Origin of the sequence: Sphingomonas rhamnosi, from assembly GCF_036663615.1 — a bacterium.
In the GTDB taxonomy this organism is placed as follows: Bacteria; Pseudomonadota; Alphaproteobacteria; order Sphingomonadales; family Sphingomonadaceae; genus Sphingomonas.
In genome coordinates, this window is record NZ_JAXOJJ010000005.1 from 311,668 (window position 1) to 329,606 (window position 17,939).

General features: G+C 64.0%; 20 protein-coding genes, 1 tRNA gene and 1 pseudogene. 10 read left to right on the forward strand and 12 right to left on the reverse strand.

Annotated features, from left to right (window positions below):
* Positions 1 to 225: 225 nt before the first annotated feature.
* On the reverse strand, positions 226 to 1,560 hold the full coding sequence (locus tag U1701_RS12990) for a sensor histidine kinase (protein ID WP_332782981.1): 1,335 nt from the start codon (positions 1,558 to 1,560) through the stop codon (positions 226 to 228).
* Positions 1,557 to 2,276, reverse strand: a complete 720-nt coding sequence (locus U1701_RS12995; protein ID WP_332782982.1) for a response regulator — start codon at positions 2,274 to 2,276, stop codon at positions 1,557 to 1,559. Before U1701_RS12995 ends, U1701_RS12990 begins: the two co-directional genes overlap by 4 nt.
* A 151-nt stretch (positions 2,277 to 2,427) precedes the next feature.
* Between U1701_RS12995 and U1701_RS13000 the strand changes: the two genes are divergently transcribed.
* Entirely contained in the window at positions 2,428 to 3,234 is an 807-nt protein-coding gene (locus tag U1701_RS13000) for a response regulator (RefSeq protein ID WP_332782983.1), read from the forward strand.
* A 47-nt stretch (positions 3,235 to 3,281) separates the two neighbouring features.
* On the opposite strand, the gene U1701_RS13005 is transcribed toward U1701_RS13000, so the two are convergent.
* Positions 3,282 to 3,722 carry a Spy/CpxP family protein refolding chaperone gene (locus tag U1701_RS13005; RefSeq protein WP_332782984.1) on the reverse strand — a complete coding sequence of 147 codons (441 nt, stop codon included), beginning with the start codon at positions 3,720 to 3,722 and terminating at the stop codon, positions 3,282 to 3,284.
* Positions 3,723 to 3,732: 10 nt separating this feature from the next.
* Here U1701_RS13005 and U1701_RS13010 point away from each other — a divergent pair, with 10 nt between their 5' ends.
* On the forward strand, positions 3,733 to 4,167 hold the full coding sequence (locus tag U1701_RS13010) for a glutathione S-transferase family protein (RefSeq protein WP_332782985.1): 435 nt from the start codon (positions 3,733 to 3,735) through the stop codon (positions 4,165 to 4,167).
* Positions 4,168 to 4,367: 200 nt separating this feature from the next.
* Here the strand turns inward: U1701_RS13010 and U1701_RS13015 are convergent, their stop codons facing one another.
* From U1701_RS13015 to U1701_RS13030, 4 genes are all read right to left on the reverse strand, one after another.
* Positions 4,368 to 6,710, reverse strand: coding sequence for a xanthine dehydrogenase family protein molybdopterin-binding subunit (locus U1701_RS13015; protein ID WP_332782986.1), 2,343 nt, complete (start codon positions 6,708 to 6,710; stop codon positions 4,368 to 4,370).
* On the reverse strand, positions 6,707 to 7,696 hold the full coding sequence (locus tag U1701_RS13020) for an FAD binding domain-containing protein (protein ID WP_332782987.1): 990 nt from the start codon (positions 7,694 to 7,696) through the stop codon (positions 6,707 to 6,709). The genes U1701_RS13015 and U1701_RS13020 overlap by 4 nt, the downstream gene beginning before the upstream one ends.
* On the reverse strand, positions 7,693 to 8,199 hold the full coding sequence (locus U1701_RS13025; RefSeq protein WP_332782988.1) for a 2Fe-2S iron-sulfur cluster-binding protein: 507 nt from the start codon (positions 8,197 to 8,199) through the stop codon (positions 7,693 to 7,695). Before U1701_RS13025 ends, U1701_RS13020 begins: the two co-directional genes overlap by 4 nt.
* 177 nt (positions 8,200 to 8,376) lie before the next feature.
* Entirely contained in the window at positions 8,377 to 8,781 is a 405-nt protein-coding gene (locus U1701_RS13030; protein ID WP_332782989.1) for a winged helix-turn-helix transcriptional regulator, read from the reverse strand.
* 82 nt (positions 8,782 to 8,863) lie between these two features.
* Here U1701_RS13030 and U1701_RS13035 point away from each other — a divergent pair, with 82 nt between their 5' ends.
* Positions 8,864 to 9,598, forward strand: a complete 735-nt coding sequence (locus U1701_RS13035; protein WP_332782990.1) for an SDR family NAD(P)-dependent oxidoreductase — start codon at positions 8,864 to 8,866, stop codon at positions 9,596 to 9,598.
* 197 nt (positions 9,599 to 9,795) lie between these two features.
* Here U1701_RS13035 and U1701_RS13040 read toward each other — a convergent pair.
* Positions 9,796 to 9,875 (reverse strand) — tRNA-Lys (locus U1701_RS13040).
* A gap of 266 nt (positions 9,876 to 10,141) precedes the next feature.
* Here U1701_RS13040 and U1701_RS13045 point away from each other — a divergent pair.
* Positions 10,142 to 10,432 (forward strand): hypothetical protein, encoded by a 291-nt coding sequence (locus U1701_RS13045; RefSeq protein ID WP_332782991.1) that lies wholly within the window; start codon positions 10,142 to 10,144, stop codon positions 10,430 to 10,432.
* Positions 10,433 to 10,684: 252 nt separating this feature from the next.
* The gene (locus tag U1701_RS13050; protein WP_332782992.1) at positions 10,685 to 10,807 is read left to right on the forward strand and encodes a hypothetical protein; all 123 of its coding nucleotides are present in this window, start codon (positions 10,685 to 10,687) and stop codon (positions 10,805 to 10,807) included.
* A 32-nt stretch (positions 10,808 to 10,839) separates the two neighbouring features.
* Here the strand turns inward: U1701_RS13050 and U1701_RS13055 are convergent, their stop codons facing one another.
* Complete coding sequence (locus U1701_RS13055) at positions 10,840 to 11,283, reverse strand: HIRAN domain-containing protein (protein ID WP_332782993.1); 444 nt, start codon at positions 11,281 to 11,283, stop codon at positions 10,840 to 10,842.
* Between the two features lie 45 nt (positions 11,284 to 11,328).
* Between U1701_RS13055 and U1701_RS13060 the strand changes: the two genes are divergently transcribed.
* Genes U1701_RS13060 through U1701_RS13070 form a run of 3 tightly spaced genes read left to right on the forward strand, consistent with a single transcriptional unit; the run spans position 11,329 to position 11,937 of the window.
* A complete protein-coding gene (locus tag U1701_RS13060; RefSeq protein ID WP_332782994.1) occupies positions 11,329 to 11,577 on the forward strand; it encodes a hypothetical protein in 249 nt (82 codons plus the stop codon).
* 2 nt (positions 11,578 to 11,579) lie between these two features.
* A complete protein-coding gene (locus U1701_RS13065) occupies positions 11,580 to 11,741 on the forward strand; it encodes a hypothetical protein (RefSeq protein ID WP_332782995.1) in 162 nt (53 codons plus the stop codon).
* Between the two features lie 4 nt (positions 11,742 to 11,745).
* Entirely contained in the window at positions 11,746 to 11,937 is a 192-nt protein-coding gene (locus tag U1701_RS13070) for a hypothetical protein (RefSeq protein WP_332782996.1), read from the forward strand.
* A gap of 275 nt (positions 11,938 to 12,212) precedes the next feature.
* Here the strand turns inward: U1701_RS13070 and U1701_RS13075 are convergent, their stop codons facing one another.
* The gene (locus U1701_RS13075) at positions 12,213 to 12,617 is read right to left on the reverse strand and encodes a hypothetical protein (protein WP_332782997.1); all 405 of its coding nucleotides are present in this window, start codon (positions 12,615 to 12,617) and stop codon (positions 12,213 to 12,215) included.
* Positions 12,618 to 13,121: 504 nt separating this feature from the next.
* On the opposite strand from U1701_RS13075, the gene U1701_RS13080 reads away from it, so the two are divergent.
* The gene (locus U1701_RS13080) at positions 13,122 to 14,354 is read left to right on the forward strand and encodes a PKD domain-containing protein (protein WP_332782998.1); all 1,233 of its coding nucleotides are present in this window, start codon (positions 13,122 to 13,124) and stop codon (positions 14,352 to 14,354) included.
* A gap of 150 nt (positions 14,355 to 14,504) precedes the next feature.
* Here U1701_RS13080 and U1701_RS13085 read toward each other — a convergent pair.
* Positions 14,505 to 14,651: pseudogene (locus tag U1701_RS13085) on the reverse strand (IS3 family transposase); the annotation flags it as partial.
* A gap of 148 nt (positions 14,652 to 14,799) precedes the next feature.
* On the opposite strand from U1701_RS13085, the gene U1701_RS13090 reads away from it, so the two are divergent.
* Positions 14,800 to 15,120 (forward strand): hypothetical protein, encoded by a 321-nt coding sequence (locus tag U1701_RS13090; RefSeq protein ID WP_332782999.1) that lies wholly within the window; start codon positions 14,800 to 14,802, stop codon positions 15,118 to 15,120.
* A 26-nt stretch (positions 15,121 to 15,146) separates the two neighbouring features.
* On the opposite strand, the gene U1701_RS13095 is transcribed toward U1701_RS13090, so the two are convergent.
* On the reverse strand, positions 15,147 to 17,873 hold the full coding sequence (locus tag U1701_RS13095) for a hypothetical protein (RefSeq protein ID WP_332783000.1): 2,727 nt from the start codon (positions 17,871 to 17,873) through the stop codon (positions 15,147 to 15,149).
* Positions 17,874 to 17,939: the final 66 nt, after the last annotated feature.

The window sequence follows — 17,939 nt, forward strand, 5'->3', positions numbered from 1 at the left end:
CGGACAACTTCGCCTGCCAAGCCTCCTGCGACCAAGCAGGGGAGCGCCGGATGCCGACAGCACGAACGATCGATTGCGCGTTGGGGCGGCATCTGCCGCGGTCGCGGCATCGGGATGTGGCGGGGCAGGTGATCCAGCGGTCGGCGTGCCGGTGCTGCGGCGCGGCGCTCATCAAGTCCGCGCACAGCCGACGGTGGATCGTGTCGGGAATGCTGGGTTAGGTCATCAGCCGGGGAGGGTGACGCGGGCGAGCAGCCCGCCCTCCGGCCGGTTCTCGATTTCGGCGTCGCCGCCATGGGCGCGCGCGACGGCGCGGACGCTGGCGAGGCCCAGGCCGATGCCGCCGGTGTCGCGGTTGCGCGATCGCTCGGCGCGGAAGAAGGGCTCGAACGCCTTGTCGAGGTCGGATTGGTCCAGACCGGGGCCGTCGTCCGCGACTTCGATGATCACGAAGCCGTCGGCGCGCGACAAGCGTACCGCGGCGTTGCCGGCATATTTGATCGCATTGTCGACCAGATTGGCGAGCACCGCCTTCAGCGCGGGGCCGTCGCCTTCCATCGTCAGTGGCGTGCCCGGCGCCAGGGTCACCTGCGCGCCGCGGTCGGCGAAATCGTCGGTGATGCTTTCGGCGAGCGAGCGCAGGTCGAGGCGCTGACGGCTCGCATGGCGCGTCATGTCGCGGACGAACGCCATCGCCGCGCCGATCCGGTGGCTCATCTCCTGGATGTCCTCCTCGCTCGCGACTCGGATCGCATCGGGCGCCTTTTCGAGCCGCAGCGAGAGGCGCATCAGCGGCGTCCGGAGATCGTGGGCGACCGCCGCGATCAGCGTCGTGCGATCCTCGACATAGCGGTTGAGCCGGCCCTGCATGACGTTGAACGCGTTGGCCGCCTCGGCGATCTCGGGGGGGCCGCGCACCGGCACGGGTTCGGCACGCGGATCGCGCCCGAGCCGGTCGGCGGCGGCGGCGAACACCCCGATCGGCTTGGCCACGTGCCGCGCGAGCGCCCAGGCGATCGGCGCCGCCACCGCGATCGCGACCAGAAACCACAGGATGATCCGCAACCGCCACGGGCCGGTTATGCCGCCCGCCGGTCGCACCACGCGCCACGTGCCTGGTGCGACCTTCAGTGCAACCGAGAACGACCCGAACAGCCCGTTGTCGAGCGCGAACGACTTTTGCGGTCCGGGCATCGGCATGGGCATCGGCATCGGCGGGCGGAACGCGCCGACCGTCCGTGGCGGACCATAGCGACGTCCTTCGACCGTCACCGTGGTCGCGGGTACGGCCAGATCGGCGGCGATCATCTTGGCCAGCCGGTGGTCGCGCGGATCGTCCGCGGCGCGTGGCGCTTCGTGCGACAGCGTCACGACGAGCAGACCGGTCGGGTCGGTGCCCGATCGCAGCACGGTGGCGATGCGGTTGGTGGAATAGATCGCCGGCGTCGGCGGCGGCATCAGCACCACCGCTGCGAAATTGAGCAGCTGGACCAGCACCACGGTCAGCAGCATCAGCGCGAAGATGCGCAGGAACAGTGGCCAGGAGCGTGCCCGGATCACGTGCGGACCACGCGTGGTACGAAGAAATAGCCTTCGTTGCGGATCGTGCGGATGATCTCGTCGCCGCGCGACCGCAGCTTGCGCCGAAGCCGGCTGACCTGGACGTCGATCGCGCGGTCGAACGCGTCGGTATCAGGGCCGCGCGCGGCTTCGAGCAGCGCGTCGCGCGCGAGGACGCGACGCGGCCGCTCGACAAAGGCGCGCAGCACCGCGAACTCGCCGTCGGTCAGGTCGATCAGGGTGCCGTCGCCATCGAGCAGCTCATGCGCGCTGAAATCGACGCGCCAGTCGAGAAACGCGAAGACCTGCGCCTCGCGCTCGCCAGGCCCGCGGCGTTCGCGCAGCGCGGCGCGGACCGTCGCGAGGATCTCGCGCGGGCTGCAGGGTTTGGACAGATAATGGCTCGCGCCGATTTCGAGTCCCAAGATGCGATCGGGTTCGTCGCCGAGCGCGCTGAGCATCACCACCGGCGGACCGCTCTTGGTGCTGAGGCGCCGGCACGCGGCGAGCCCATCCTCGCCGGGCATCATCACGTCGAGCAGGATCAACGACACCGGATGGTGCGCCAGCACCGTGTCCATTTCCTGCGCGCTCGCGGCGGTCCGGACGTGGTAGCCATGCATGCCGAGGCTTTCGGCCAGCAGGCTGCGGATCGCATGGTCGTCGTCGACGACGAGCAGGGTCGTGCCGGTCACATCGGGAATCGGGCTGTTCATTGGGCTGTCCTATCACAGCAATGTGTGCGCGATGTTTCGGGATCGTACGACGGCATCGGGTTTCCGCGCTCCCTGGCCCGTCCTGCGTGGCCCGCCCTGCATGGCGATGTCCGGACATATTACGGAAAGACACGCGGTGCATGACCCGGACATGATCAGTAACCAGACCAGCGCGTCCGAACCCGTCACGCCCCGTTACCGTGGCGATCCGGTCGCCGCCGAAAGCGCAAGGATCATCATCGTCGACGATGATCCGAGCTTGCGCGAACTGCTCACCGAGTTCCTCGTCGATCACGGCCTGCGCGCGGAAGCGGTCGACAGCGGCGCGGCGCTGCGGGCACGGCTCAGGCAGAGGCCGTGCGACCTGATCGTGCTCGACATGATGATGCCCGGCGAGGACGGCCTGTCGGTCCTGCGCTCGCTGCCGCAGACGGGGGACGCACCCGGCGTGATCATGTTCTCCGCGCTGGCGGGCGAGGTCGACCGGGTCGTCGCGCTCGAGCTGGGCGCCGACGATTATGTGACCAAGCCGTCGAGCCCGCGCGAAATCCTCGCGCGGATCCGCTCGGTACTGCGGCGGCGGGGCGGGGGGCTCGGCGCCGGCGAGGTGGCCGCGGCCGCGCCCACAGTGCCGATGCAGGTCGAAACCTATGCGTTCGCCGGCTGGACGCTCAACGTCCGCATGCGCGTGCTGCATGCGCCCGACGGTGCGATGGTTCGGCTGACCGACGGCGAGTTCAGGTTGCTCAGCGCCTTTGTCAGCCAGCCGCAGACGATCCACTCGCGCGAAGCGATGATCGAGCATTCCGGGCGCGAGGAGAGCACGTCGCGGGGCCGGACGATCGACGTCAACATCAGCCGGCTACGCCGTAAGCTGCTCGACTATGACCGCGCCGAGCTGATCCGGACGGTGCGCGGCAACGGCTATGTCTTCCTGCCCGAGGTCGTCGCGGCTTGACGCCCAGGCGTAGCGCGGCGTGGTGCAATCACGCCGCGCCGCGGGTTTCAGTCTTGATCCGGACCGTGGCCGGGGGGCGGCCCATGCGGACGCGGGCCGCCTAGTCGGCCACGCAGCCGCATCACCGCCTCGAACACCAGCCGCTGCCGGCTGTCGAGCGCGGCATAGAATGTGCGGGCCGCCGCGATGCGCTTGCCCTCGTCCGCCTCGCGCGCGTGCAGATGTTGTTCGCGGTCCGCCAGCCGCTGTTCGAAACCTTGCGTCGGATCGGGGCGGGTCATCGGCTGTTCGGGCGGCGCCTCCGCTGCGAGGAAGCTTGCAAGCGCCGGGCGTTGCTGCGGGCTGAGCCCGAGAACGAGCGCCAGATCGTCACGTTCATGCTCGCGCGCTGCGATGAACTCGGCGGGTGGCGGCGGCCCGTCGGGCCATTGTTGGGCGATCGCAGGCGCGGCGAGCGCGAGCGGGAGGAGGAAGGCATAGCGTTTCACGGGGCACCCCTTGTGGACGACGCCTGTCATCGGCGCCGACCCTGTGATCGCGCCGTCAGGTTGCTCCGATATTTCCCGCTATCGCGTGGGCGGCGGCATCAGCCAAGCCGAACGTCATCAGATCTTGCAGTGGATGTTCTGGTCGGGCGAGCAGTGGCGCATCTTCGCGACCACTCTTTTCAACCAGCGTGTCGCCAACCGGCTGATGGACAAGCCAGAGAATCCCAGCATCGTCGAACTGGCAATCTCCAATATCCGCGCCGTCGCCAAGGTATTGGACGCGCATTTGGCCGATCGGCAGTTCATCGTCGGTGATCATCTGACCTTGGCCGACATCGACATTGCGGCGCCGTTTTCGCAATCGGCGCGCACCAAGGTGCCGTTCGCCGAATATCCGAACCTTGCGGCGTGGCAGCAGCGGCTGCTCGATACCTTGCCATCCTAGAGGGAGACGAAGCGGGAAGTGGACGCGCGCATGGAAGGCGTGCTGGCGGGTTCCAAGATCGCATTGTGAGCGTGCAACCCACGGAACTTCCAGACGATGCTCGGCGCCGACATGAATGGACGACCGAACTTGGCGTGCTGAAAACAGGGGCGAACGACCGCACCCGCGTCACGGCGCCCGTATGCCGCAATTCAATCGGGCTACATCAGCTTGTCGAGCGTGATCGGCAGATCGCGAACCCGCTTGCCGGTGGCGTTGTAGACCGCATTGGCGACGGCCGCCGCCACGCCGGTGATGCCGATCTCGCCGATCCCATGCGCGCCCATCGGCGTGTGGGGATCCGCGATGTCGGTCCACACGACATCGATCTCGGGCACGTCGAGGTGCACCGGCATATGATATTCGGCCAGACTAGGGTTCATGATGCGGCCGTTGCGCTCGTCGAACTGCGTCTCTTCCATCAGCGCCATGCCCAGGCCCATGATGATCCCGCCGCGGAACTGGCTCCGGGCCGTCTTGGGGTTGAGGATGCGGCCGCAATCGAACGAGCCGAGGATGCGGCTGACCCGGGTTTCGCCGGTCACCGCGTTGACGCGAACCTCGCAGAAGATCGCGCTGTGCGAGTGCATCGACCAGTGCATCAGCTCGAGCGGCGGGGAGGCCGCCTCTGTCACCGTGACGGTGTCGCGCTGGGCCCGCGACAGGATCGACGCGTAGCTTTCCCGGCGGGTTGGATCGTCGAGCTTCGCCAGCCCGCCGTCCTCGCTGCCCACCTCGTCCGCCGACAGGCCGGCAAGCGGGGAATCATTGCCGGCGAGCTTGAGCAGATCTGCCACCAGCGCATTGTGCGCGGCGATGACGGCGGCGCCGATCGCCGCCGTCTGCTGCGATCCGCCCGCCATGATCGCGCCGGGGATCGATGAATCGCCGTAGCCGACCTCGATCTGGTCCATCGGCAGTGCGAGACGCTCTGCGCCGACGATGGCGGTGGTGGTCGCGGTGCCCATCCCCATTTCGGCGGCCGCGACTTCGATCTTGGCGCGGACCGCGTCACCGTCGCGGCTGAGCGTGATGCGCGCCTGTGCGCCTGGCATCCGGTAATAGGGATAGGTGCCGGTCGCACAGCCCATGCCGACCTGCCACTCGCCGTCTTGGCGTGCGCCGGGGGTGGCGCTGCGATCGGACCAGCCGAAGCGATCGGCGCCGTTGCGCCAAGCCTCGACGATATGTCGCGAGGAGAAGGGCAGGCCCGATGTCGGGTCCTTGTCCGGCTCGTTGCGGATCCGCAGCTCGACCGGGTCGATCCCCAGGTCGGTCGCGAGTTCGTCGATCGCGCATTCCAGCGCGAAGGTGCCGACCGCCTCGCCCGGCGCGCGCATGAAGGTGTTGGCGAGCATGTTCATCTTCGCCACCTCCACCTGCAGCGTGATGTTGGGGCAGGCATAGGCCGCGCGGGTGCCGAGGATGACCGGCTCGGGCATGTTGTTGTGCGGGGTCATGACCGACAGGCCGGTATGGATCAGCGCATCGAACCGGCCATCCGCGGTGGCGCCGATCGCGACGCGCTGCTCGGTCAGGGTTCGTCCGCCGACGACGCGGTACACCCCTTCGCGCGACAGTGCGATGCGCACCGGTCGCTCCGCCAGCTTCGCGGCGGCGGCACCGATGATCTGATGGTCCCACAGGCCCTTGCAGCCGAAGCCGCCACCCACATAGGGCGAGGTCAGACGGACCTGACCGGGTTGGAGATCGAAGACCTCGCCGATCGTCTGCGCCTGCGCGGTGACCATCTGGCTCGCGTCGTGGATCACCAGCTCGCCGTCGACCCACGCGATCGTCGCGGCATGCGGTTCGATCGGATTATGGTTGTGGCGCGGCGTACGATAGGTCTGATCGACCACATGAGGCGCCGCCGCGAGCGCCGTTTCGGCATCGCCGATCTCGTTCAGCAGCTTCTGGCCCATGAACAGGCCCTGTTCGATGCCGTTCGCCTTCGCATCCGCCAGGCTCGTGGTCGACGGCTCCTCCGCATAGGTGAAGCGGAGCAGCGACACAGCGTGATCGGCCTGTTCCTGCGTCTCGGCCAGGACGCAGGCGATCGGCTGGCCGTTCCAGTGGATGCGGTCATCCTGAAGGATCGGCAGGTCGGCGGGCCCGACCGCGGTGGGCGAGGAGCCGAACACGCCCGGCGTGTTCATCCGCGGCGCGTTCCGGTGCGTCATCACCAGCACGACGCCCGCCGCGGCCTCGGCCGCCGCACTGTCGATCGCGCTGATCCGTCCGCGCGGGATCGTCGCGTAGGCGAGCGCCGCATAGGTCATGCGCTCGAACCGGAATTCCGCGGCGAAGGCGGCTTCGCCGATCACCTTGAGCGCGCCGTCGCGCCGCGACACAGGCGTACCGATCAGCCCGTGCTTGTGCGCGATCAGGGGATCGGGGCGACCGCCGGGGATCGAGCTGTCGGGCGCGAGCGGCACGAGCTTCTGCATCGCGCCCTGGGCCAGGCCCTGCGCCGTCTGCTTCGCGGTGTCGAGGATGCTCATGCCACATGTCCCTGTGCGAGGTCGGCCAGCACCGCGGCCAATGTTCGTGCCGCCAGCGCGGGCTTGAACACATTGTCGCGCAGCGGGCGGGCGTCCGCGAATTCCGCGGCCGCTGCCGCACGGAAGGCGGCGTCGGTAGCGGGGCCGCCGCGCAAGGCGGCCTCCGCCTTGATCGCGCGCCACGGCTTGTGCGCGACGCCACCGAACGCGATCCGGACGTCGCCGATCCGGTCGCCATCCATCTCCAGCGCGGCCCCGACCGAGATCAGCGCGAAGGCATAGCTCGCCCGATCGCGAACCTTGCGATAGGTCGACTGCGCCGCGAACCCGAGGGGCGGCAGCGCGATCGCCGTGATCAGCTCGCCCGGCGCTAGCACCGTGTCCAGGTCAGGCCGGTCGCCGGGCAGGCGGTGAAGGTCGCCGAACGGCAGCGTCCGGGTACCGTCGCGTCCCTCGACATGGACGATCGCCTCCAGCGCGGTCAGCGCGACGCCCATGTCGGACGGGTGCGTCGCGACGCAGGAATCGGATGCGCCCAGGACCGCGTGGATGCGGTTGAAACCGTCACGCGCATCGCATCCCGTGCCGGGGGCGCGCTTGTTGCAGCGCGACCCTTCGGTGTCGTAGAAATAGGTGCACCGCGTGCGCTGCAGCACATTGCCGCCCACCGTCGCCATGTTGCGGATTTGTGCCGATGCGCCCGCCAATATGGCGCGCGACAGCATCGGGTAGCGCGTCCGCACCGCGTGATGCTCGGCCACCGCGGTATTGGACGCGGCCGCGCCGATCAGCAGCCCGCCATCCGCCGTCGCGGTGATCGCTTTGGACAGGCCGGTCACGTCCACCAGCCGCTCCGGACGCGCGACCGTCTCGCGCATCAGGTCGACAATGTTGGTACCGCCGCCGAGGAAGGCCGTGGCCGCCCCCGCGCCGAGATGCACGGCATCCGCCACCGTATCGGCGCGCGCGTAGCTGAAGGGGGTCATGCGGCCATCTCCGGCTCGAAGGTCGCCCGGATCGCATCGATGATCCCGTTATGCGCGCCACAGCGGCACAGATTGCCGCTCATCCGCTCCTGGATCTCGTCGCGGGTCAGGATCACGTCGGCGGCGAGGTCGGCGCTGACATGGCTGGGTACGCCCCGACGCGCCTCCGCCGCCATGCCGATCGCCGAACAGATCTGCCCCGGCGTGCAATAGCCGCACTGGAAGCCGTCATGCTCGATGAACGCCGTCTGCAACGGGTGCAGCGTCCCGGCCTCGGCCAGGCCCTCGATCGTCGTGATCTGCCGGCCGTCATACTGCACCGCGAGGGCCAGGCACGAGAGAATGCGCTCGCCGTCGACCAGCACGGTGCACGCCCCGCATGCGCCCTGGTTACAGCCCTTCTTAGTGCCGGTCAGGTGCAGCGTCTCGCGCAGATGATCCAGCAGCGACACCCGCGGATCGACCGGTCCTGCGAAGGCTTTTCCGTTTACGACGAGCGACATGGCTATCTCCACTTCGACGCATCGCGTCACGTGTGCACCTTACACCAGAACATGTGTCCGGTTGATGTCATTTGCCAGACGAGCCACGCTCCCCGATCTAGGATCGGAAGATCAGGCCGCTCAGCGCGGCTTGGCGACGTATCCGCAACGTCGTCTCGCTGGTCTGCCCGACGGCAGTTAGGCGTGCTTCTGGCGAATCCAGTCATCGCGCTCGACGAAGATCTTCTGCATCTCGGCCATGTTCTCGGTGCCCCAGGTGCACAACGGCTCGAGCGCCTGGGCGAGGCTCTGGCCAAGCGGCGTCAGCGTGTAATCGACGCGTGGCGGCACCTCCTTGTAGTCGTTTCTGCGCAATACGCCGTCGGCTGCCAACTCCTTCAATTGTTGGATCAGCACCTTGTCGCTGACGTCGCGCACGGCGCGCTTGAGCTCGCCGTAGCGCGTCGGCCCGCGCAACAGGAAATACAGGACGAGCGGCTTCCATTTGCCGGAAATGATCTTCAGCGTCGCGTCGAGGCCGCAGGTGAAGGCGGGCGCAACCGGGGCAGGCTCGGCGGCGATGGGTCGAAGCTCAGTGGACATTCTAGATACTTACCTAAAGGTGCATACTTGTCGATAGGTAGGTCCCGCGCCAGTTTCATGCAACCAACAACTGGAGGCATGTATGAACCGACTACAAGGCAAGACCGCGATCATCACCGGCGGCGGCACGGGCATTGGCTTGGCGTCCGCGAAGCGCTTCATCGAGGAAGGCGCGTTCGTCTACATCTTCGGCCGACGGCCGGAAAAGCTGGACGCGGCCGTGGCCACGCTCGGCGCCAATGCGCGTGCGGTGGCGGGATCGGTAACCGATGCCGCGGATCTCGATCGGCTGTTCGATACGGTGAAGCAGGAGCGCGGCACGCTCGATATCCTGTTCGCCAATGCCGGGACCGGTGCGCTGGTGCCGCTAACCGAGATCACGCCGGAGCATTACGACGCGACCTTCGACATCAACGTGAAGGGCACGATCTTCACCGTGCAGAAGGGCCTGAAGCTGATGGGCGAGGGTGGTTCGATCATTCTCACGGGTTCGACCACCGGCGTGATGGGAACGCCCGCGTTCAGCATCTACAGCGCGTCGAAGGCGGCTGTTCGCAACCTCGCGCGAAGCTGGGCGCAGGATCTGCGCGGCACGGGTATCCGCGTCAACGTCCTATCCCCTGGACCGACGCTGACCGAATTGGCGGCTGAGGTCGTTGGTCGCGACGCGATGATCGAGATGGGGTCTACCACGCCGATCGGGCATGTCGGCGCGCCGTCGGAAGTTGCGGCGGCGGCGGCTTTCCTCGCATCGCCGGATAGCAGCTTCATGACGGGCAGCGAGCTGTTCACCGATGGAGGCTTGGCGCAAATCTGAGGACGTCAGCCAGCGGGCGGAAACGCCCGCTGGCTTCGACTTCTGCACCGGCGGACCCGAAATGTTCCGGGCGCCGTTGGGCCGCCCGGACGCAAAAAAGCTCGCGAGAGGTTGCTACCCAGAGGTTACCCAGCGACAAACCTTAGCTGACCGACGCCGCCCAGGATAACCCATGTTCTTAATTCGCAAAGATAAAATGGTGGACGCACTTGGGCTCGAACCAAGGACCCGCTGATTAAGAGTCAGCGGGAACCTGTTTGATTTCAACGCGTTTTCCGACAAGTTCACGTTTCATACCCCAGTCGCTCCACCTCGGCGGCCGCTCCTTTGTCGGAACGGCAGCCCGTGCGAAAAAGGGTCAGCTGCGCGGCCGTCGCGGCGTTCAGCAGGTGGGCCTCAGCGATGTCAGAATAGTGCGGCCGCGCGGCCCTACGTTCGACGACCGCGCATGATCGTCCGACCACCGCCGCAGTGAGCGGCAAACCTCGTGACATAGAAGTCGAAAAGCGCTCAACTGCAGACGAACTACACGAAGGACCACCCATGTTCGTCATCAAAGAAATGCAAATGTCTGAATGGCCCGCGTTTCAAGATAAGTTCTCCGACCTACACATTGCTTTCGGCGCCCCGGATGACTTCGCGCTGTTTCACCGTAACCAAGACGGCTTTGCAATCAGTACCATTGCTGCATCGGGGATTGAACTTGCTCGGGTGAACGCACTTTCGCCGGACGGATGGTCTGCGGTCGAACGCCTGGAAGGTAATGGCTGGGCGGTCTTGGTAGGCAACAGTGACGTCCACACCCGTCTTGGCGTTCAAATTGGCAGCCGTTAAGCCTCAAACTCCGGCCCTTCCTTGTCCAGATAGAACGCGCCAGCGGGGAGTAACGTAGCGCTGCTCACCTACCAAGTCAGCAGCCGGCATGGCCGAGGGGGGGCGCCCCTGAAATGGTTCCATCAATCGGACATGTCGGTTGTAAAAAAGTGTGTCCTGCCCGTTGATTAGACGCAAAAACAGGCGTTATGTCTCATTATAGGACAGTCAATGACAGGACCGGAGCAAAGCCCGGCCAGAAGGAGAGAGCTGATGGCCACGCAAATGCATTCTTCGCCTCGGATGAATCACGCGAAGCTGAACTGGGGGGTCGTAATGGTGCTGCCGGTCAGTCTCGCCCTCTGGACGCTGCTGCTCCTTCCCTTCATGCGCTAGGTTTCCATGGTCTTCCTATGAAGCTGTACTGATTAGGCTCCGAACTCTGGACCTTCTTCGTCCGGATAAAACGCGTGCGGATCGAACACCGGTCGCGTCCCAGCGCGCATTGACCGCGGGGCGGGCGGCGCCCGCTGCTGCTCGACCCGTGCTGGGGGCAGGGTGCGGAGCCCGCCTCCGAACCGCAGTCGGATATAGGCCCCGCTATGCACCAGCCCCTGGAACACCGCCGCGACCTCGCCGACCTGCATCCGCTTCCCGAACAGCGGCGCCCGCTCGGCGCTGATATAGCCTATCTGCACCCCGCGCTCGGACCATACGGAAATCGCGTTGCTGTCGTGCTCGTTCTTGGTTTCGGGGCGCAGCTCAACCGGGTCGCCGGGCGCGCAGAGCATGATCTCCATGCGCCTGTTGCTCTGGCTCTTGTCGGGGTGGGGGAAGTCGATCCCGACGATGGAGGTAGTCAGCTCGTCCATGGAGTCACCTTGCCCGAATCGCGCGGGTGAGCATAGGCTCCTCAGATGGCTCCTTTTGACGACTCCGCGGACCCCGCCCTGGGCGCCGCGTGCAACCGGCTCGCGGCTTGGGTCGAGTCGCTCCGCGAAGGCGTGGAGATCGAAGAAGGCTACGACCTTACAGAGGATGACCTCGGGCTGATCCTGCGTCATCTGTATGCGACCCGGCAGCAGAGGCAGATCGAAACGCTGAGCATCGACGAGGCAGCGCGCCGCTATGGTCGTGCGTCCGTGCCGATCACTGCGAAGGACTAACGATGGCTGATCGGGCACCCGACCTCAACGACGCTGTCGCCCGGCTGAAGGCCCTCCGTGCGACCTGGAACCACGGCGAGACGATCGACGAGGAAAGCGGCCTCACTGCGGACGACCTCGACGCGCTGATCAGCTTCGCCGAGGACTTCCCAAGCAGTGACTGAGGCCATGCGCCTACCCGAACGCGCGATCTGGCAAACTGCCGCCGAGATCGTCGAGCAGCACGGTGCGGGCGCGGCCGACTATATCATTTCGCAGCTAGGTGACGTGGTTGAACACCGCGCGGCCGTCGAGGACTGGCGCCGGATTGCGGCTGCTGTCGATGCGATTGTAGGCAAAAACGGGCAATCGGCTAACTAACCCAACCGTTCCACCTTGTTCCAGCGGCAGGACAGGACCAACTTCCGACTTCCACACGAACTCTTCGGAGAATGGCACGTGATTGGGCCGCGCATATGGACCGCCGAGGATGACGCCAAGCTAAAACGCATGCTGCGCAAGGGCGCGCGCGCTCCGATGCTAGCGTTGACGCTGGGGCGTACCCAATGCGCGATCAGGTCTCACGTGTCGAAGCTTGGTTATAGCTTCAAGGCTTACCCGCGGGGAGCAATCTCCACCACTACGACGCAGCGAGCCTAGAACGCCGGTCCGTCGTAGGCGCTGGCGTCTTTCAGCTGTCGCCATATCCCATTGAAACAAGGGTGGACGTTCGCGAACCGGGAGTGATCCGGCCGCGCTGCCCCGTGCCAGAAATTAATCAACGGCCAGCGCTCGCGGCAGTAAGGTAGGAGGCAGCGTAGCGCCAAGCGCACTTCCGTGGTCGCGACGGTTTCGGCTTTCGACCGAGCGACCGCCTCGCGCAGGATCTGCATCGATAGATCGACGATGATTCGGTCGTGCTTCCGCATCCGCTCATGTGGAACGAAAGGGGAACGCGGCGCAAGGCTACGGGTCTTCGGCGGATAGCGAGCCGCCGGCCCGGCTACCTCGTCAATTTCATGAGCGATGGCGTTTCGCGTGCCCTCACCGAGCGCGGTCACGATACGCTGTCGGCTTACTTCGGGAAGCCGACGGGGGTGCGAGATTAGTGGGTCGAGCGCCGTTGACCGCAACTTGCTTGGAGCGCGCCTAGTCAGTCCTGCGTGACGGAGCTTACTTCGGTCGGTTACCGTGTCCATGGCACGGAACCCCCGCTCGCCTGTGGCCGGCGAGGATGGTCATTAATTTGATTGCGGCTCGCTAAGCGGATGCGCTTGGCAAGGCCGCTTGAGCATTAGCTGAACTCGCACCGGGTGCGTGCTGGGAACAGGATTTGTGCGCTATCGGACCTCCAGGCGATCCGATACAGGGCGGCTTCTATTAGGGGGGCGTTAAGTATGTTAAGAGCAAAAAACCATGTTTTATCCGGCGGTTTGTCGCTGGCTATCCTGCTCACAGGATGCGGTGGCGGAGACAGTACTAGCAGCGCAGATATACCAATAGTTACAGCCCCAACGCCGACGCCGACCCCGGCCCCTGCGCCCGCTCCAATCAACGCTACGCCGGTGGCTAATCGGGGCCGCAATCAGAACGTATTAACGACGGCATTCGTAACCCTAGACGCTAGCGATAGCGTTGATGCCGATGGCGATCCGCTGACATACAAATGGTCGTTTAAGTCACGACCAACGGGTAGCGGTGCGGTATTATCGTCTTCTACAGACGCGAAGCCAACTTTCACGGCGGATGTTACCGGGACGTATGTCGCCACTCTGATCGTTAACGATGGGAAGATTGATAGCGCGCCTGCCGATGCCACTATCACTGCTACGGTTGTCAACGCCGTTCCGGTAGCTAACGCTGGCCCGAATCAAAATGTCAGTAATGGTGTTCCAGTAACGCTTGATGGTAGCGCCAGTAGCGATGCCGATCGGCATGGCCTAATCTATTTGTGGTTCTTATATTCTCAGCCCACTGGTAGCCAAGCTACTTTGTCTAATAGAAACATCGCCAACCCAACCTTTACTCCGGATGTAGCTGGCAAGTACGTTCTAAGGCTTATTGTCAACGATGGCTATGAGCAAAGCGCCGTCGATAGCGTGACAATCACGTCGAGTAGTTCAAACTCCGTGCCTGTTGCTAATGCTGGAAAAGATAAGACCGTAGTCACCCAATCTACTGTTGCGCTGGACGGAATTAGTAGCAGTGACGCCAACGGAAACCCTCTCAGGTACGCTTGGAATCTGACGTCGAAGCCGGCCGGAAGCACTGCGTCGTTAACAACGACGAGGCTGGCAGCTACCAACTTTACTGCCGATTTGGCGGGTACCTACGTTGCCACGCTGATCGTTAATGATGGCGTTGTCGACAGCGTCCCTGATACCGTAGCCATTACGGCGGTTACGTCAGTCTCCCCAATACTAGCACTTTACACCACTGACAGCTTTACTAATGAAAGCCGGCTGGCAAAACTACCCTACACCGCTGCTGAAAATACATCGCTGATTTGCCTAGGAACAAATTGCACACCCTACACCATCGGGAAGTTTAGTCTTGCCGCTGGTGGCGGTGACTTTACGATACAAGATGTTAAGGCGGAGAACTTAACCCCGGGGTCGTCAGTTGCTGTGTCGATTCGGAATCTCAAAAACGGCGCAGTTGTCTCAGCGGGGCAAGTGGTAGGTTTTGAGCTTACGTCTGGGTTGACGCGCGGCCAAAGGGTAAAGCTACGATATAGCTTTTCAATTAAGGAAACCGGCGACACATTTTCCTACTCGATAACTCTTACGACGAATTGAAATCGATAATGATGCTACAGAAGGGTAAGCGTCGGCTTGCCCTTCTGTAGTCATTCAGATTCTGGGTGACCGTTTCAAAATGATACAAGTATGTGGCAATTATCTCCGGTAGCCAGTGAGTAGCCCCCACGGGGTGGTCCGGGCAGTTAGTTAGTGCATTGTGGTCTCCGCCGCCATTGCCGAGCGTAGGTGGAGCGAAGCGGAGCCGGAGGCCGGCAATGGTGGTGTCGCCGCGGCTGGCGCCGGAGGTCGATAGCCCAGACTGCTGTGTGGTCGGATGGTGTTATAGTGGCGCCTTGGGATCGTGGTGCGCAATGCCGTGTAATCCACGTCCTTTCCGTCAGTGTAGGTGACACCGCGAACGACTGAGAACGTCGTCAGGCTGTGTTCATCGGATCGGCATAGTCTGCACCGCGTTAATGTCTCTCAACATGCGGAGAACTATATGCGTCGAACCCTTCTTATTGCTGCCACGATGCTGCTTTCAATATCGCCCGCCATTGCGCAAAATGCCCCAGCAAACGCTGGAGCGGCGACAAAGGTAGAGGCTATACGTGCTCAGCAACGTGCGTCGAAGGCCCGCAACCTCGAAGAAAAGCGCGTTGCATCAGAAGCTCGCGAACGGCGGGTGGCGAAAGCCAACGCTTATCATGCCCAGCAAGGTGTTCAGAAGGCGGCCAAGAAGCAGAAGGCAGCCGCGTATCGCGATGCTCGACAGAAGAAAATCGAGGCCAATCGTGCGGCTAATTCGACCTCGCCGCACTAATTAGGCCAAGGCGGACTTTCGGTTCCTCAACGGTTGGTAAGCCGAAAAAGGCTTTTGAACTGCCCGTTGTTGGTGCCGGTGTAGAGGCCTACAGGCAGGCCCACCGGCGACCACGCTGCATCGGTCACCGAGCAGACCGCGACGCCATCGACGAAGAAGGTAGTAGTGGCGCCGCGGGTCTCCTGCTTCCAGGCATATGCCTGCCCCACGGTCGGGATGAAGGTATCGACGGTGGTAGCGAGAATCGTCGCAGTGCCCGCGACGTCGGTGCGGGTAATCCCCCACTTCTTCGTGCTGTAGTTGTACTCGACCGCGTAATATTCCTTGCTGGTGGCTTCGGCACGAAGACCGAAGATCATCCGCCAACGCGAAACTACCGCCGACTTCCAAATGAAGACGGTTTCGAGGTCGAAGTTAGCGCTCGTGGGCACGACGCTTGCCAGATGTGGGATCGTCACGCCGCTAAGCGAAAGCTCCTGCGTGCCACTAATCACGGCGTACGTACCCGACGCCCCCCAGAGCGAGGTCGTACCGTCGGGCATGAACTGGGGAGCCTTGCGCCATGACCCTCCGCTGTCCGGAACGTGGGCGTTTAGCGCCTTGTTCGCGGTCTCTACGAACGTGTCTACGAAGGCGACGGTTGCGCCGCCTGCCGCGACCTGGATTGGCCCAATGTTCGCCGAGACCGATGCGGCCGAAACGCCGTCGCGGGTAGCTACAGCGCGCAGTTCGAAGGTCGTCAGAACGTCGGTCGACTTGAGGACGTAAGGCCCGGCCGCAACCGTCGCGGTGTCGTTCACGCCCTCCCGGCGAAGGTTGAGCACATAGCCGTCGAAGGTGCCCGTGGGTCCGACCAGTGTGACGGTCTCACCGGCTTGCGGGCTGCCGTCGGTCGCGATGCTTGGCGGGGTCGCAAAGACGGGCAGCGGCTTCGCCGACGCCGCAATCACAGGCGTCAGATCCGACCAAGCATAATCCGTCGCGCCAGCCGCTTTGGCACCGAACTGTAGCTGGTTGCCCGCATCGGCTGCCGACGAGATGCGGCTGATGCTGGTCGAGCCCGCGATGTCGGTGAACGTCGAGCCCGAATCGTTCGTGCGGCGATGCGTATAAACGAAGGCCGTCGGGTTGAGCGACCAACTACCGTTCGTGCCGGTTAGGGTCTGACCTACTTCATAGGCGCCAGACGACGTGTACGTTGGTGGAACGATGTTTTCCGGCAAATCCTGCGACGACCCGCCCAGCCGCGTCGCGATATTCGACCGCTCGATCGACATGGCGGCATCCATGGCGAAGGCGTTCGGATGGGTGCCATCACCGCACATGTAGCGTACGACGCCGTCACCGTTCAGCCCCGGGACCGTATAGTTAGACTTCCACATGGTCGGCCGAGTCGGATGGACGACGGCTGAAGTGTCGATCTTGCCGTCGATAACGCCTGAAGCGATCAGCCCGTCGAGACCAGTCGAATTGTACGACAGGCGCGCGCCGCCCGGCATGAAGTCGGCGCTATCGGGGAACATAAACACGTCGGACTTGAAGTTGTCGCTGATGTTGTAGAGCGTCGGATTGCCGTACGTCCCGCCAACCGTGAAAGGTGCAGTCGGCGTATTCGCCGGCTTGTCGTAACTGACGGTGTTACCCGCGATATTGATCGCGCTGATCGCAACGTTGTCGACCGCATATGGCACGCTGGCGGCGATGGTCGTGTAGGTGCTGACGTTCATCGTCATCCCGACTGCCATGCGCTGCACCACGTCGGCCGGTACGGTCAGCGTGCAGGTAGTGCCGGTCACACTCGCCGACAGGATAGGCACGTTGTTGACCCGGGGCAGGGCCTGCATGGCATAAAAGAATCGCGGGCCCTTCGGTCGCAGCTTGTTTACGCACGCGGTCAGGCTTGCCTTCAGGCTCGCCTCACCAAGCTCGCCGTGGAAATCATTCGCACCATATTCAAAGTCGATGCGGTCGGCATAGGCGGCAAGTTTCTCACGAAGCACCGAGACGCCTTTGTTATCCTGCCATTGGAAGCCGCGCGACGAGGAAGCATAGGTCTGAATGCCGGGGAACGGGCGATCGGTGTTCCAACCGTACAGGTAGTTGCCGATCCCGTTGGCGCCGATGCTGTCAGCGACCATCATGCCGCTGCTGGCTGCCGTTTGCGACCAGGCCACGGCCTCGCCGACGAGGCCCATGAAGAACGTGCCGTTGATCTTGACCTCGGTCGCACCCGTCGGGACCGGCAGCGAGCTGTACGCCTTCGCGTTGGCGATGCTGTAGCCGGCGTTGCTAGCGGACGGAAAGAGGAACGAGCGCCCCTTGCCGTCCTCGGTGCCAGCAAGCTTTTGCTTGCTCTGGCCGGTCAGGTACGTCGAGAAGCAGCCGCGCGTGTTGTTGACGTTCGCTACCAGTATAGCGATGCCGACGGGCGTGGCAGGCGGCAGGCTAACATAGGGTCCGAACGAGCTCGCCGGGACAAGCGATGTCTGTAGCAGGACTTCGTCGCCAAACTGCGTGGTGCCGGTGGTCAGCGCGACGGGCACATTGATACCGTTGATGATGAGCGCGCCAGCTCGGTAGTCCACCTTGCCGTAACTGGTCAGTTCGTACGGATCTCCAGGGCTCAGCTGGCCGTTACCCAACAGGAAGCCAACCGTCTTCATCTCGTGGAAGGCGCTCGTACGGACCCAGCTGATCTGGGAGAAACCGTCATTGCCGCCCCAGCCGCTAAAGCTGGTTGAGTTGCTCAGCACCGCATTGTCACCAGCGTATTGAACCGTCGCGGGCGCTCCCTTGGCGGGCGTAGGAGCGGGTGTCGG